The 17,087-nt window shown below is 36.1% G+C and carries 11 protein-coding genes and 1 other annotated feature; of the genes, 9 read left to right on the forward strand and 2 right to left on the reverse strand.

Annotated features, from left to right (window positions below):
• Window positions 1-214: 214 nt before the first annotated feature.
• A complete protein-coding gene (pyrH, locus tag COO03_RS07075; protein ID WP_097896306.1) occupies window positions 215-958 on the reverse strand; it encodes a UMP kinase in 744 nt (247 codons plus the stop codon).
• 377 nt (window positions 959-1,335) lie between these two features.
• Between pyrH and COO03_RS07080 the strand changes: the two genes are divergently transcribed.
• From COO03_RS07080 to COO03_RS07105, 6 genes are all read left to right on the forward strand, one after another.
• Window positions 1,336-2,607: a cation:dicarboxylate symporter family transporter gene (locus tag COO03_RS07080; protein WP_097896307.1), complete on the forward strand. Its 1,272-nt coding sequence runs from the start codon at window positions 1,336-1,338 to the stop codon at window positions 2,605-2,607.
• A 24-nt stretch (window positions 2,608-2,631) separates the two neighbouring features.
• A complete protein-coding gene (aspA, locus tag COO03_RS07085; protein ID WP_097896309.1) occupies window positions 2,632-4,071 on the forward strand; it encodes an aspartate ammonia-lyase in 1,440 nt (479 codons plus the stop codon).
• Window positions 4,072-4,124: 53 nt separating this feature from the next.
• Window positions 4,125-5,858 carry an oxaloacetate-decarboxylating malate dehydrogenase gene (gene malS, locus COO03_RS07090; RefSeq protein ID WP_097896413.1) on the forward strand — a complete coding sequence of 578 codons (1,734 nt, stop codon included), beginning with the start codon at window positions 4,125-4,127 and terminating at the stop codon, window positions 5,856-5,858.
• Between the two features lie 74 nt (window positions 5,859-5,932).
• Window positions 5,933-7,246, forward strand: coding sequence for a sensor histidine kinase (locus tag COO03_RS07095; protein ID WP_097896311.1), 1,314 nt, complete (start codon window positions 5,933-5,935; stop codon window positions 7,244-7,246).
• Window position 7,247: 1 nt separating this feature from the next.
• Entirely contained in the window at window positions 7,248-8,186 is a 939-nt protein-coding gene (locus tag COO03_RS07100; protein WP_097896313.1) for a response regulator, read from the forward strand.
• A gap of 508 nt (window positions 8,187-8,694) precedes the next feature.
• Window positions 8,695-11,907 carry a DEAD/DEAH box helicase gene (locus tag COO03_RS07105; protein WP_097896315.1) on the forward strand — a complete coding sequence of 1,071 codons (3,213 nt, stop codon included), beginning with the start codon at window positions 8,695-8,697 and terminating at the stop codon, window positions 11,905-11,907.
• A gap of 107 nt (window positions 11,908-12,014) precedes the next feature.
• Here the strand turns inward: COO03_RS07105 and COO03_RS07110 are convergent, their stop codons facing one another.
• Window positions 12,015-12,149 (reverse strand): DUF3934 domain-containing protein, encoded by a 135-nt coding sequence (locus COO03_RS07110; protein ID WP_097896317.1) that lies wholly within the window; start codon window positions 12,147-12,149, stop codon window positions 12,015-12,017.
• A gap of 500 nt (window positions 12,150-12,649) precedes the next feature.
• Window positions 12,650-12,909, forward strand: a binding site (T-box leader).
• 71 nt (window positions 12,910-12,980) lie between these two features.
• Between COO03_RS07110 and asnA the strand changes: the two genes are divergently transcribed.
• The 3 genes from asnA (at window position 12,981) to COO03_RS07130 (ending at window position 17,079) form a co-directional block, all read left to right on the forward strand.
• Window positions 12,981-13,964, forward strand: a complete 984-nt coding sequence (gene asnA / locus COO03_RS07120; protein WP_097896319.1) for an aspartate--ammonia ligase — start codon at window positions 12,981-12,983, stop codon at window positions 13,962-13,964.
• Window positions 13,965-14,630: 666 nt separating this feature from the next.
• Complete coding sequence (locus COO03_RS07125; RefSeq protein WP_097896321.1) at window positions 14,631-15,521, forward strand: ABC transporter ATP-binding protein; 891 nt, start codon at window positions 14,631-14,633, stop codon at window positions 15,519-15,521.
• Entirely contained in the window at window positions 15,505-17,079 is a 1,575-nt protein-coding gene (locus COO03_RS07130) for a hypothetical protein (RefSeq protein WP_097896323.1), read from the forward strand. Before COO03_RS07125 ends, COO03_RS07130 begins: the two co-directional genes overlap by 17 nt.
• The last annotated feature ends 8 nt before the right edge of the window (window positions 17,080-17,087 follow it).

Below are 17,087 nucleotides of genomic sequence, written 5' to 3' on the forward strand. Positions count from 1 at the left end.
AGTATGCATTTAATACGTTAGTAGAGCAGGGAGTACTAGTTAAAAACTATGTGTAGTTGTTAATTATAGCACCTATTCTGTTCATTGGAGTATTTAGTATTTTGTATATTTTTGAGCAGGGTGCTAAGGATAAGAAGTAGAACGTGATATGCATATTGAAACGATATGGGAGAAAAGGGATGTAATGCACACCCCTTTTATTAATAAGAAATATTTAATTTTCATGTACAAGCTTAGTAACATCATCATTTATTAATGTTCCAACATTTTCACCTAAACATATTTTCTTCATAACTCCCGGTTCATCAAAATTAAAGACATGTACTGGTAATTGATAGTCGCGAGCAAGTAATAAGGCAGATTGGTCCATTACTTGTATATTGTGCTGAACGACATCATTATAATTGAGTTTTCGATACATTTTTGCAGATTTATTTCGTTTTGGATCACTTGTGAAGACGCCGTCTACTCCTTGTTTTGCGACTAAAATGGCATCGCTATTCATTTCGATTGCTCGTTGTACACTTGGATAATCCGTTGTAACGAAAGGTTGCCCATTTCCACCGCCAAAAATGACGATATATCCTTTTTCTAAATGATGTACAGCTCGTAAGCGAATATAAGGCTCTGCGACTGCTGTAAAGGGGATAGATGTCATAACGCGTACTTCTGTATCTGTTTTACTTGTTAGTACACCCCGAAGCATGAGACTATTAATAATTGTGCCTAAAGTCCCGATATTGTCTGCTTCAACACGGTCAATCCCCCATTCTTCGGCTAAGTTTCCTCTGAAAATGTTCCCTCCGCCAATGACAATTGAGACTTCGATACCTAAATCAACAATGGATAAAATTTCAGTCGCGATATGCTCTAAACGTTTGGAGTCAAAGCTATTTCCGTCTTGATCAGCAAGCGCGCCTCCGCTTAATTTAATTAAAATACGTTTGTATGGTTTCATGAAAATCCCCCTATATAGATGGCAATAAAAAAGGAACAAAGGCGGGTGCCCTTGTTCCTTACTAAAAAAAGAAATAGAAAAGAAATAGATATAATGAACTCCTTCACGTAATTTTTCATAACATCCACTCCTTTTCATTTTAATTCATTTCAAATAAATATATCTTTTAGATTATACAAAATAATCCGACGTTTCATCAAGGTTATTTTATTTCTTTTTTATGAAATAGTGTCAATGAATATTTCAAGAAAAAAATTAGGATTTTTTGTGACAAACTTGTAGGTTTTTGTCTGATTTTGTAGGTTTCCCTATATTATGTGTGAGTAAGCTCTTATAAATACAAATTGAAAGCGTTCGCATGAAGGGGATGAAAGTACATGAAAAAATTCGGATTGGCAACACAAATATTTGTCGCACTTGTTTTAGGGATTGTAGTAGGGGCAATCTTCTATGGCAATAAAACGGCAATTTCTTATATCACACCAATTGGGGATATATTTATTCATTTAATTAAAATGATTGTAGTACCGATTGTTATTTCAGCGCTGATTGTTGCAGTAGCTGGCGTAGGTGATATGAAGAAGCTAGGGAAATTAGGCGGTAAGACAATTCTTTACTTTGAAATTATCACAACGATTGCGATTTTGATGGGATTACTTGCAGCTAACGTGTTCCAGCCAGGTACAGGCGTGGATATGAATAACTTGCAGCAAAGTGATATTTCAGCATATAAGCAAACGGCTGATGCAACACAGAAAAAAGGTTTTGCAGAAACAATTGTTCACATTGTACCAAAGAACGTATTTGAATCAATTGCACAAGGCGATCTATTACCAATTATTTTCTTCTCAGTTTTATTTGGTTTAGGAGTTGCGGCGATTGGTGAAAAAGGAAAGCCTGTGTTTAACTTTTTTGAAGGTGTACTTGAGGCAATGTTTTGGGTCACAAACCAAGTTATGAAATTTGCTCCATTCGGTGTATTTGCATTAATTGCTGTTACAGTTGCAAAGTTTGGCGTAGGAACACTTCTTCCTTTAGGAAAATTAGTGCTAGCTGTGTATGTAACTGTTATACTATTCGTTATTGTTGTATTAGGTATTAATGCGCGAATGGTAGGAGTAAACATTTTTACATTAATGAAAATTTTAAAAGAAGAGCTTATTCTTTCATTTACAACAGCAAGTTCAGAAGCTGTTTTACCTAATATTATGAGGAAAATGGAAGAGTTCGGTTGTCCGAAGGCTGTTGCCTCTTTTGTTATTCCGACAGGTTATACATTTAATTTAACTGGTTCAGCGATTTACCAAGCGTTAGCAGCATTATTCGTTGCACAAATGTATGGTGTACACATGTCATTGACGGAGCAGATTACGCTATTATTCGTTCTCATGCTGACATCAAAAGGTATGGCAGGAGTTCCTGGTGCATCATTTGTTGTTGTACTTGCAACATTAGGCTCAATGGGATTACCGCTCGAAGGAATCGCGTTAATTGCTGGTATTGACCGTATTTTGGATATGATTCGCTCAGCTGTCAATGTATTAGGAAATGCATTAGCAGCCATTGTTATGTCGAAGTGGGAAGGCGAATTCGATCATGAGAAAGCAAAACAATATGTAGAAACAGTCAAACAAACAGAAGCAGCATAAGAAATAGATGAGGAGTGAGTATTGATGGCAACATTAACTGAAACTACAAAAAATATGCGAATTGAAAAAGACTTTTTAGGTGAAAAAGAAGTACCGATGCATGCTTATTATGGAGTTCAAACAATGCGTGCTGTAGAGAACTTTCCGATTACAGGATATAAAATCCATGAAGGTTTAATTAAGGCACTTGCGATTGTTAAAAAAGCGGCTGCACTTGCGAACACGGATGTAGGACGATTGGAATTGAAAAAGGGCGGTGCTATTGCAGAAGCGGCGCAAGAAATTCTTGAAGGAAAATGGCATGATCATTTTATTGTTGACCCAATTCAGGGCGGTGCAGGAACTTCTATGAACATGAATGCAAATGAAGTCATTGCCAATCGTGCTCTTGAATTATTAGAGATGGAAAAGGGAGACTATCATTATATTAGTCCAAATAGCCATGTGAATATGGCGCAGTCAACAAATGATGCATTCCCAACAGCAATCCATATTGCAACATTAAATGCGTTGGAAGAATTATTACAAACGATGGGATATATGCATGACGTATTTGAATTAAAAGCAGGACAATTTGATCATGTTATTAAAATGGGACGTACACATTTACAAGACGCTGTGCCAATTCGTCTTGGACAAGAATTTAAAGCCTATGCTCGCGTTATTGAACGTGATATAAAACGAATTCAGCAATCTCGTCAACATTTATATGAAGTAAATATGGGAGCAACAGCAGTTGGTACAGGATTAAATGCAGATCCAGAGTACATTGAAGCAGTAGTGAAACATTTAGCTGCGATTAGTGAGTTACCTCTTGTTGGGGCGGAAGATTTAGTAGATGCAACGCAAAATACAGATGCATATACGGAAGTATCAGCTGCGCTGAAAGTATGTATGATGAATATGTCTAAAATTGCAAATGATCTTCGTTTAATGGCATCAGGCCCACGTGTTGGACTTGCAGAAATTATGCTACCAGCGCGTCAACCAGGATCATCTATTATGCCAGGAAAAGTAAACCCTGTTATGCCGGAAGTAATTAACCAAATCGCATTCCAAGTAATCGGTAACGACCATACGATTTGTCTTGCTTCAGAAGCTGGTCAATTAGAACTAAACGTTATGGAACCAGTACTTGTCTTTAACTTACTTCAATCAATTAGCATTATGAATAACGGTTTCCGTGCCTTTACAGATAATTGTCTAAAAGGAATTGAAGCAAATGAAGGACGTTTGAAAGAATATGTTGAGAAAAGCGTAGGGATTATTACAGCTGTGAACCCTCATATTGGTTATGAAGCAGCGGCTCGCGTTGCAAAAGAAGCAATCGCAACTGGGCAGTCTGTAAGGGAGCTTTGCGTGAAAAATGGCGTTTTATCACAAGAAGAATTAGATTTAATTTTAGATCCATATGAAATGACACATCCAGGAATTGCGGGAGCAGCTCTTCTAAAGAAAAATTAAAAAAAAGGGGGGACATTCCCCTCTTTTTTGTTTACAATATAGAAATGTTATATATAAATAAGGGTAGGGATGTTATGAGTAAATTTACGGTTTCCTCTAATGGAACATTAGAAACAACATTAAGAGGAGGAGAAGTATTAGCAACACCGCTTTTAAATAAAGGTGTCGCTTTCACGAAAGAAGAAAGAGAAGAACTAGGATTAAAAGGGTTATTACCGCCAGCGGTATTAACATTAGATGAACAAGCACGCCGTGCATATGAACAATTTTGTTCGCAGCCGGATGATTTATTAAAAAACGTATATTTAACAGCGTTACATGATCGAAATGAAGTGTTGTTTTATCGCTTATTAACAGATCATTTACGAGAGATGCTTCCAATTGTGTATACGCCAACTGTTGGTGTGGCAATTCAAAGATATAGTCATGAATATCGTAAGCCGCGCGGAGTTTATTTATCAATTAATGATCCTTCTGGTATTGAAGAAGCATTTTCTAATATTGGTGCAACAGCTGAAAATATTGATTTAGTCGTTGTAACAGATGGAGAAGGAATACTAGGAATTGGTGACTGGGGTGTTGGTGGTATTAATATCGCTATCGGAAAGTTAGCTGTTTATACGGCAGCAGTTGGAATCGATCCTAGTCGTGTATTACCTGTTATTTTAGATGTAGGAACGAACCGAGAGGATTTATTAAATAATCCGTTTTATATTGGAAACCGTCATCCGCGTGTAACTGGTGAAGCTTACGATGAATTTATTGATACATTTGTACAAGCGGTAGGCAATAAGTTCCCGAAAGCACTTTTACATTGGGAAGACTTTAGTTCACGCAATGCACGCAAAATTTTAGATAAATACCGTCATGACATATGTACGTTTAATGATGATATTCAAGGTACAGGTGCAGTTTCACTTGCTGCAGTATTATCAGCCGTGGAAGCTTCAGGTGTCCCGCTTTGTGAACACCGTGTTGTTATCTTTGGTTCTGGTACGGCTGGAATCGGAATTACCGATCAAGTGCGAGATGCGATGATTCGCGCAGGATTATCGGAGAAAGAAGCAAACGAGCGTTTTTGGTGTATTGATCGTAACGGTTTACTTACAGATAATATGGAAGATCTTCTTGATTTCCAACGTCCATATGCACGTAAGGAATCTGAAGTGAATCAATGGAAACAAGGCGAAGTGATTGGACTTGCAGAAGTTGTGAAACATGTAAGGCCAACAATTTTAATTGGTACATCAACAGTAGCAGGTGCATTTACAGAGGAGATTGTAAAGGAAATGGCTTCTCATGTAGATAGACCTATTATTTTACCAATGTCTAACCCAACACCGCTTGCAGAAGCAAAACCAGTAGATTTAATCCATTGGACAGAAGGACGAGCGCTAGTGGCAACAGGAAGTCCATTTGAACCAGTTACATATAATGGTGTAACATATGTAATCGGGCAATCAAATAATGCGCTTATCTTCCCAGGCCTTGGTCTTGGAACAATTGTTGTTCGTGCGAGCGTAATGACAGATGGTATGTTTGCAGCAGCGGCAGAGGCAGTCGCAAGCAAGGTAGATACAAGCAAGCCAGGAGCACCAATTCTTCCAGAAGTCGAAGAATTGCGTAACATTTCTGAGGCAGTTGCAATTGAAGTAGCGAAAGTTGCAGTTGCTGAAGGTGTAGCTCGTGAGAAACTTGATGATAACGATATCAAGGAAGCTGTGAAAAAAGCAATGTGGCAGCCTGTGTATCGTCAAATTAGAGCAGTCGAAAAGGTAAGAATATAGAAAGAAAGCCCGTTTATATGATAAGCGGGCTTTCCTTGTTCAATTTTTGAACAAACATATTTCATAAATAGGAAGTGGCATCTTTGAGTTGGAATCAATTATGGAAGAAAGATATGTCCCTTTTAATTATTTTGATGGTGGTTGTTCCGATTGCTGGAGAGCTAAATTTTCATCCGTTTAATGATACATTCCGTGTTAGTTTTGGGACGCCAATTTTTTTCTTTTTGCTATTGTTTTTACGGAAAATACCAGCTGCAGTAGCCGGTATACTTGTTGGGTTATCTGTAGTAGGGTTTCGAGTTTGTCTTGATTGGATGTTACAAGGGTCTTTTCATGTAACGGAGTCTTTTTATTTGCGTTATCCAGTTTTCTTCTATTATTTTGTTTATGGAAGTTTGTTTTCATTATGTAGAGTAAATAAATTTCATCAGAAACCATTTATAATCGGGTGTCTTGGGATTACAATTGAGATGATAGCAAGCATGTCAGAACTTGCTTTTTATCATGTTTTAGTACTCGGTACGACAATAACTTTTTCTGAGGTAAATAAGCTCATCATTATCGCTATTTTTCGAAGCTTTTTTGCTCTTGGATTTTTGAATATGATGAACTTGTATGAAACGAAATTAAAAGAATTACAAATTCGGAAAGAAAATGAAAAAATGTTGATGCATCTTTCTAATTTATATGTAGAATCGGTTCATTTAAAAAAGACACTTCAAAATGCAGAGTTAATTACACAAGAAGCGTATCAATTATACCGAAATTTACAAGCGAGTGATGATGCAAGTAGCATAGAAATGCATAGTAAAAAAGCGCTAAAAATTGCTGGGGAAGTACACGAAATAAAAAAAGATAATCAAAGAATTTTTGCGGGATTATCAAAACTTTTATTAGATAAAAATCTTTCTGAGTATATAGAAGGTCATGAGTTGACAGAAATGATTGTTAGGATAAACGAGAAGTACGCACAGCTATTAGGAAAAAAGATAACATTTTCTAAAAGTATAGAAGGTGAGCATGCCGAATATCATGTTTATACTGTATTGTCGCTTTTAAACAATTTAGTTGCAAATGCTGTTGAAGCAATCGAGAGTACCGGTACAATTATAATAAAGGCATATAAAAGGGACACAAATGTGATATTTGAAGTAATCGATGATGGACCTGGTATTTTACCAAAATATAAAGAGTTAGTATTTAAACCGGGATTTACGTCGAAATATGATCAAACAGGGGCAGCATCGACAGGCATTGGACTTTCCTATATAAAAGAGATGGCTACAGAACTTGGAGGAGAAGTGAAGCTCCAAGGTAGTGAAAACAGCGGAGGATGTAAGTTTATTGTCTGTTTACCAGAGTCAAGTTTAGTACGGGAGGGGGAATAAGGTGTTTTATTATATCGTAGATGATGATGAAGTATTCCGCTCTATGCTTTCACAAATCATTGAAGATGGTGATCTTGGAGAAGTAGTGGGAGAAGCGGAAGATGGCGCTTTCATCGAAGCGGATCAGCTAAATTATAAAAAGATAGATATTTTATTTATTGATTTATTAATGCCGATTCGAGATGGGATTGAAACGGTTCGTCATATCCTGCCAGCGTTTACAGGAAAAATAATTATGATTTCTCAAGTAGAATCGAAACAGCTAATTGGAGAAGCGTATTCGCTTGGGGTAGAATACTATATTACAAAACCATTAAACAAAATTGAAGTTGTATCAGTTGTAAGAAAAGTGATGGAACGCATCCGATTGGAACGCTCCATACAAGATATTCAAAAATCATTGAATAACGTCTTTCAATGGGAACAACCGCAAGTTCGAAATGAACCAGTGCAAGAAGAGAAAAAAATAACGGATTCAGGGCGTTATTTATTATCAGAACTTGGCATTGCTGGAGAGAATGGAAGTAAAGATTTCCTTAGTATGCTGGAATATTTATTTGGGCAAGAAAAAGAAAAAACATTTGAATACGGATTTCCAGCATTGAAAGATATTTTTCACTATATTACAGTCAAAAAATTAGGAGAAGCGGCCTCAGAAGTGGAAATTGATAAAGAAAGAAAAGCCTCAGAACAAAGGGTACGCAGAGCGATTTATCAATCTTTAAATCATCTAGCTTCCCTTGGCTTAACAGACTTTTCGAATCCCAAGTTTGAAAGCTATGCTCCGAAGTTTTTTGATTTTACTGTTGTTCGGAAACGTATGACAGAAATGACGAAGGAAGAACTAGCAACTTCTGGGCATACGAGAATTAATACGAAGAAGTTTATACAAGTATTATATTTTGAGGCGAAGAGGTTAATGGAAATAGAATCAATATAAAAAAGGTTTTCTTATTTTGTAAATGAAGAGGAATTTCAGAGTGAGAATTTCTTTAAAACAATAATTTATCCCGCATTAACGGGCAGTAATACTCCCACCTCAAAATTGGGAGAAAGCATTGTCCAGCTCTAGCGGCTAGAATCTCCGGTCGTTTCGCCCCCTCGGACGAGGCAAAAAGCGCCTCTCTGTCGGAGGCTCCAACGTCCTGCGATTCTGAGCGAGCCGCTTCCGCTTTTCTAAAGAAGTAAGGTGGGAGATAAACTGCCCGTAAAGCCCGATTGGTGAGGGCTAATAATCAGTAGGGGATGAAGAAAACCCCACTGATTAAAGTTTCACTTTATATGTAAAGCTATATACGTCCTGTTTATAAGTACATTACTCTCAAATGAGTAGTGTATTTTTTATGTTATTTTATATTTAGGCGTATAACATGTAAAATGTTGTATAAGAGAAAGTTTTTAATCACTTTAGGAATGTGAATCTTTAGTTTTAGGGAAGGGTCAAAATAATGAGTTTTACATTAAATAAAACAATAATTAAACAGTTATGCGGAGAAACCTCTTACAAAAAGGGCAAGGCTTATTATAGGACAAACAAAGTTAATATTACGAATTATGACATTGAGAGAAATATTTGCGAGGCAACAGTGGAAGGGAACGAAGATTTTCACGTCATAATAGAAAACGCTGATAATGGTGATATTGTTGGCAAATGTAGTTGCCCTTCACTGGCTTCTTTTCATTCATACTGCCAACATATTGCCGCTGTATTATTATATGTCAATAATTTTCAGCAAACTGGACGCTCACTAGATTCTAGCGATTCCACAAATAGTATGTCTAGAAATGTTCAATTCGCGAACGGGATGTTGGATTTATTTGGTGAAAAGCCACTGCGTCCGAAAAGTAAGCAACATCGGTTTGATACACGTAAGATGCTTGATGTCGAATTTATTTGTATGCCAGTTGTTTCAAGAAATGGGGGAGCTTTATTTGGAATTCAGGTAAAACTAGAGAAGTTATACCCTATATATAAGATTAGAGAGTTTCTTAATAAAGTGGAACAAAGAGAGTCTTTCATATGTTCAAATGATTTTACTTATATGCCAGAGGCCCACAGTTTTCAACAAGAAACAGATACGGTCATTCAACAATTGATTCAAATTTATCGTAACGAAAAAATGTATGTAGAATCGTTGCAAATAAGTTCTGAGCAAGATGAAAGTATGATTTTAATTCCACCTGCTTCATGGGACTACATGCTTTCATTGCTTTCTGCTACTCGATTTGTAACGTTTGCGTATGATGGGAAGTCATTTCATGGCATACAAGTTTCAAAAAAGTTATTACCGATAGAGTTTGAGTTCAGTAAAGGTGCAAATGGAGGATATATCCTTCAGATCAGCGGTTTATATCAAGTTTACGTAATGGATACATATGCGTATGCTCTTTCTGGAGGGCGCTTATATCGCTTGAATGAGGATGATTGTAATCGACTTGTTGAATTAAAAAGAATGATGCGTAATGCACAAAGTAATCAATTTCATATTTCAAATGAGAAAATGAAGCACTTTGTAGAAAAGGTAGTACCAGGTTTAATGAAACTTGGAAATGTTCGAATGGATGAAGTCATATCAGAGCGAATTGAAAAAACACCTCTGAAAGCGAAATTATTTTTAGATCGAGTTAAGAATCGTTTATTGGCAGGTCTAGAATTTCAATATGGAAATGTTGTCATTAATCCGTTAGAAGAGGATGGGCAACCTTCTGTCCTTCATCGGGATGAGAAAAAAGAACAAGAAATATTACAAATTATGAATGAAAGTGCCTTTGCTAAAACAGAAGGCGGATATTTTATGCATAATGAGGAAGCAGAATATAACTTTTTATATCATGTAGTTCCAATGTTAAAAGGTTTACTTGATATTTATGCGACAACGGCGATCAAATTACGAATACATAAAGGAAATACGACTCCTCTTATAAGGGTTAGAAGAAAAGAGAGAATTGATTGGTTATCATTCCGTTTTGATATAAAAGGTATTCCAGAAGCAGAAATTAAAAGTGTGTTAGTTGCTCTTGAGGAGAAACGGAAATATTATCGTTTAGCAAGTGGTGCTCTATTATCACTGGAGAGTAAAGAGTTTAATGAAATTAATCAATTTGTAAAAGAATCAGGTATTCGAAAAGAATTTTTAAAAGGGGAAGAAGTAAATGTTCCACTTATTCGTAGTGTGAAATGGATGAATTCACTACAAGAAGGCAATGTTTTAAGTTTAGATGAGTCTGTTCAAGAGTTAGTAGAAAATATTCAAAACCCGAAAAAATTAAAGTTTGCTGTGCCAAATACTTTAAATGCAGAAATGAGAGAGTATCAAACATACGGATTCCAGTGGATGAAAACACTTGCTTATTATCGTTTTGGGGGCATTTTAGCAGATGATATGGGACTCGGAAAAACGTTGCAAAGCATTGCTTTTATAGATTCTGTTTTACCTGAAATTCGAGAGAAGAAACTACCTATATTAGTTGTCTCTCCGTCTTCGCTCGTTTATAACTGGCTAATTGAGTTAAAAAAATTCGCGCCACATATTAGAGCTGTTATTGCAGATGGGAACCAAACGGAGCGCCGTAAGCTTTTAAAAGATATTACAAAATTTGATGTCGTGATTACGTCATATCCTTTATTACGAAGAGATATAAGACTATATGCACAGCCATTTCATACGTTATTTCTTGATGAAGCACAAGCGTTTAAAAACCATACGACGCAAACTGCAAGAGCAGTGAAAACCATTCAGGCCGAGTACCGTTTCGGGTTAACAGGAACACCTGTAGAAAATTCATTAGAAGAACTATGGTCTATTTTTTACGTCGTCTTCCCGGAATTACTACCGGGAAGAAAGGAGTTCGGTGATTTAAGGCGTGAAGACATAGCAAAGCGCGTAAAACCTTTCGTATTAAGAAGATTAAAAGAAGATGTATTAAATGAGTTACCAGAGAAAATAGAGCACTTACAATCATCGGAGCTATTGCCGGATCAGAAGAAGCTTTATGCAGCTTATTTAGCAAAGTTAAGAGAAGAAACTTTAAAACATTTGGATAAAGATACGTTGCGTAAAAATAAAATTAGGATTTTATCTGGTTTAACGAGACTACGACAAATTTGTTGTCATCCAGGTTTGTTTGTTGATGATTATAAGGGAAGTTCAGCTAAATTTGAACAGCTACTAGAAATTGTAGAGGAATGTAGAAGTACAGGGAAGAGGATTCTTATATTTTCACAATTCACAAAGATGCTTTCCATTATTGGACGTGAATTGAACCGACAAGCTGTATCTTTTTTCTATTTAGATGGGAACACTCCAGCGCTTAAACGTGTAGAGTTATGCAATCGGTTTAACGAAGGGGAAGGCGATTTATTCCTTATTTCTTTAAAGGCTGGAGGTACTGGACTTAATTTAACGGGAGCGGATACTGTTATATTGTACGATTTATGGTGGAACCCTGCGGCCGAACAGCAGGCAGCAGACCGGGCGTATCGGATGGGGCAAAAGAATACTGTACAAGTCATTAAGTTAGTAGCACAGGGTACAATCGAAGAAAAAATGCATGAACTGCAAGAGAGCAAGAAAAATTTAATTGCAGAGGTTATCGAATCTGGACAAGAAAAATTATCATCAATTACCGAGGAAGAAATCCGGGATATTCTTATGATTTAATATCATGAACATAAAAAGCTATGCTCTCATAAATGTGAAAGCATAGCTTTTTTGTAATAATTATATTCTTTTTCGTGTAAAGTAAATAAATCACATGTGTTCCTTAATTATTTTTTTGTGCCTTTACTTTTATATGGTTTCGCGTTTTGCTTTTTCTTAGCACTAGATTGCCAGCGGTTCCAGCCTTTACTTCCTGTACCTTGGCCTACACCCTTCTTAGGTTTTGCTTTCGTTTTACTCATATGATCACTCCGTTATTATAGAAAATCTACTTTGATAGTAGTCAATGCCTTTGAAATATAATCTCGATTTATGACTATGTTTGTTCCTAACAGTTACTGATAAGAACAAACAACTGAATGGTATAGTATATCATAAAATCGGCAATAATTTGATGCATTATGAGATCATTATCGAAATTTGTATAGATTCATTCGAATTGTAGAACGTTATTACATATGAAAAGAATCGCAAAGGAAATGAGAATGATGAGAAATACAATGGATTCGGTTTTTCGGACAATTACACTACTTGTCATATACATGATGGTTACAGTGAGTAAATCATTTTTAAAATTAAAACAACAAAAGAGGCGGTAGATTTGATAAGGGTTTTTCATTAATACAAACAATCAATAAAGCTGTAAAATAAAGAATTGAAAAATAATTTTAAACTTTTTGTTGACTTTCTCGTTTTTTTGTATAGAATAATCATTAATAAAATGTTTCAGAGATGTGACAACAAAACGACTATGAAAGGACGAGTAGTAGTAGGAAGTAGTCAAAGCGAGTCAGGGGTGGTGTGAGCCTGATACGAAGCCTGTTATGAAGAACCTCCTGGAGTCGCTAACCGAAATCCTTTAGGGAAAGTAGACTTAGCCGGGAACTTCGCCGTTACAAGAAGAACAGTATCGAGATTTCTCTAATCTCCGTACTGAATAAGTGAGCAACCTCTGTTGCTAATTTGGGTGGTACCGCGGAACCAAAGCCTTTCGTCCCAGTTTTTTTGGGAAAGAAGGGCTTTTTTTGTTGGCTTCTTTCCACTACATCCAAACATTTTAGGAGGAAATCAACATGTATCAATCATTAATGACAGTAAGAGAGACACAAATCGCAATTAAGGAAGTTAAAACATTTTTTGAGGATCAATTAGCAAAACGTTTTGGATTATTCCGCGTATCTGCACCATTATTCGTAACAAAAAAATCAGGTTTAAACGATCATTTAAATGGTGTAGAACGTCCAATTGAATTTGATATGCTTCATTCAGGAGAAGAATTAGAAATTGTTCATTCACTAGCGAAATGGAAACGATTCGCACTCCATGAATATGGTTACGAAGCTGGTGAAGGTTTATATACAAACATGAACGCGATTCGCCGCGATGAGGAACTTGATGCAACACATTCAATTTATGTTGACCAATGGGATTGGGAAAAAATTATTCAAAAAGAATGGCGTACAGTAGATTACTTACAAGAAACAGTACGAACAATTTATGGAATATTCAAAGATTTGGAAGATTATTTGTTTGAAAAATATCCGTTCCTTGGTAAGTATTTACCAGAAAATATCGCATTTATCACATCTCAAGAGTTAGAAGATAAATACCCAGAGTTAACGCCGAAAGACCGTGAGCATGCGATTGCGAAAGAGCATGGTGCAGTCTTTATTATCGGAATTGGTGATGCACTTCGCTCTGGTGAAAAACATGATGGACGCGCAGCTGACTACGATGATTGGAAATTAAACGGAGACATCTTATTCTGGCATCCAGTACTGCAATCTTCATTTGAATTATCATCAATGGGAATTCGTGTTGATAGCAAATCACTTGATGAGCAATTAACAAAGACGGGTGAAGATTTCAAACGTGATTACGATTTCCATAAGGGAATTTTAGAAGAAGTACTTCCATTAACACTTGGTGGTGGTATTGGGCAATCAAGAATGTGCATGTACTTCTTACGTAAAGCGCATATCGGTGAAGTTCAATCGTCCGTATGGCCTGATGACATGCGTGAAGCTTGTAAGAAGGAAAACATTCACTTATTTTAATGAGGAATGAATGGAACTACTTTTTGAACGGGGATTGACGATTTATAAGTCTACCAAAACAATGATTTAAATTATATATACATCGATTAAAAACCGACATAAAACCCATCTTTTTAGGTGGGAGAGAGCATCCGGCCATGCATAGAAGCGGTCAGAGCCTTTTTCTGCCACATGCGAAGTAACAACAGAACGAGTAAACGAGTGTAGGTTACTTTTTCTTCTGCTTAGCAGGGATTTAGATGTCGAAAAATTAAAATGGATTTATATAGCTTTACCTTTTCACTAATTTTGAAGTGTGAAGCTCTTCAAAAAACATCCGAAATATCAAGAGATATCATCTTTTTCTGTTGAAGGCAGAGGGAAAAGAGGTACATGATATTTTCGGATGTTTTTTATTTAGAGGATAGAAGATGGGGCTAGCAAAATTCGATTGCGTTGCCTCTTTTCAGAAAAGATTCCGAAACGGATTTACATATAATCTGTTTCGGAATCTTTTTTTATGAGCATGTATAAATTGAGCTTTAGAGATTATGTTTACTAGTTTTATATTTTAAACTAATTTTCTCTAGATTTTACTTAGATTTTACTTTCGCCACCTACAATGAAAATAAGAAAACGTAAGTGTTAAAAAATGACACTTGTTTCATAAGGTGAGGAGGTAACGTGATGGAATTAATAATTGACCATGTCACAAAAAAATACGGAGAGAAAGTAGCGTTAAATGATTGTAGTTTACATTTAAAACCAGGAGTATTAGGACTCTTAGGCCCGAATGGTGCGGGGAAGTCTACACTTATGAGAATTTTAGCAACAATTGAACAACCGACGAATGGTAGTGTGATATGGGATGGGGAAAATATTCAAAAGAAACCGAAGCTGTTACGTTCACAACTCGGGTATTTACCGCAAGACTTTGGTGTATATCCAAATATGAACGCAGTCGAGTTTTTAGAGTATATAGCAGCGATGAAAGGTTTATCAATGAGCTCTTCAAAAAAGCGTATCAATGAATTGCTTGAAGCGCTGAACTTAATGAATGACCGGAAACGACTATTAGGCGGCTATTCAGGTGGAATGCGGCAAAGAGTTGGAATTGCACAGGCGCTATTAAATGATCCGAAATTATTGATTGTAGATGAGCCGACAGTAGGATTGGACCCTGAAGAACGAATTCGGTTTAGAAATTTATTATCTAGTCTTTCTTCTAATAGAATCGTTATTTTATCGACACATATTGTAACGGATATTGAATCGATTGCGAGTGATATAGCTTTATTATCAAAAGGGAATGTATTAGCCCATATGCGTCCTGAACAACTATTAAAGTATGTGGAGGGGAAAGTATGGGAATGGGTTATACCAGCTTCTGAGTTACATAATGTTCAAAAGAAATACATAGTAAGCAGCGCGATTCACCGGAGTGATGGAATTCATGCACGCATCGTTTCCAGCAATGCTCCTAGTGCTAAAGCGCATATGATCGCAGCCTCTCTTGAAGATGCGTATCTTTATTATGTTTCTTCGAAAGGAGCGCATAAAATTGAACAATGTATATAATCTATTTTATTTCATTAAAAACAATTTAATTAGGCAAGTGAGAAGTTATCCATTTTTAATTGTAATTGGATTAACGATTTTTTTTGGGTATGCTTGTGTGCCAGCAGCTTCAGCAGGGTATGAAATAATTTATCTTGGTGGAGTTAGAGGAATATATAATTCAAATTGGCTTGGTGGTATGGGAGCAATGACTTCTACTTTATTTATTTGGTTGCTTGGTTTTTATATGCTAAGAAGTCAAATTTCAGACGATCAACAGTTAGGAGTCGGGCAATTGATTGCAGCTTCACCTATAAGTAAATTTCAATATATTTTTAGTAAAACAATTTCTAATTTTATCGTTTTAGTGGCCATTGAGATGGTATTTATTATTGCTTTTATGGTGATGCAATTTATACGTGGGGAAGACCTTTCGTTTCAATTAGGTGGTTATTTATATCCACTCTTTTATATTGTATTTCCTTCGTTATTGCTTCTAGCGGCATTCACAACTTTTTTTGATGTGTTTCCTGGTTTAAAAGGTGTAGTAGGTAATATTGTGTTCTTTTTCTTGTGGGTGTTATTAGCGATTATGTCGTTTGAAATGCCAAATCGTTATTTAGATGTATTTGGTTTAGGAATCATTCGTTCTGATATGATACATGATGCAATGAGAGAATATGAATTTTTAAGAGGAACAAATGGTGGAGGATTCGGGTATAACCCGGTAGAGGGAAAGATTAAAACATTTCATTGGGATGGATTGACCTGGAATGCCGAAATACTTGTAACAAGTTTGGTTTGGATTGGAATGGCGCTGTTACTACTTTGGCTAACGTCCCTTGTGTTTAATAGATTTCGCACATTTACTAAAGTAAAGGAAAAGGTAAGAGGGTTTGAGGAGAATAAGAAAATGATCGCTGTGAATGAACAAAATCATAACTCTTTTACATTCACTTCTATAACGAAAACAAAGAGCATTAGTATGTTTCGTTTAATTAAAGCGGAGCTATCGATTATGTTAAAAGGGTTTACGATTTGGTGGTATGTAATTGCGATTGGGCTTATAGCATTTGGATTGATATGTCCGGTAGATATATCAAAAGGATGGCTACCTATTATTATAATTTGGCCAATTGCAATTTGGTCACAAATGGCAACTAGAGAACGGTTTTATAGGACAAATCAAATTATTTATTCAAGTTGTTCTCCTTTGTATAAATTTTTTGCGACGTGGATTTCAGGGATTATAGTAGGGGGTATCATCTCCAGTGGTCTTATCATTCAATTTATATTAATTGAAGATATTTCATTTTTGCTTTCTTGGCTTAGTGGCATAGTATTCATCTCAACACTCGCATTGGCACTTGGTGTATGGAGTAGGACACGTAAGTTATTTGAAGTACTGTATATACTCTTATGGTATTTAGGTCCAGTAAATCATCTTCCATATTTAGATTTCTTAGGGATATCAACATCACACGCAAGTTTGTATAGTATGTTATCTGTTTTACTACTATGTATCGCATTAATCGGACAAGCGCAACAAACAGGGAGAGTATGGTTAATATTCAAGTGAGTGGCCAA

The organism is Bacillus sp. AFS098217, from assembly GCF_002551815.1.
Taxonomy (GTDB): domain Bacteria; phylum Bacillota; class Bacilli; order Bacillales; family Bacillaceae_G; genus Bacillus_A.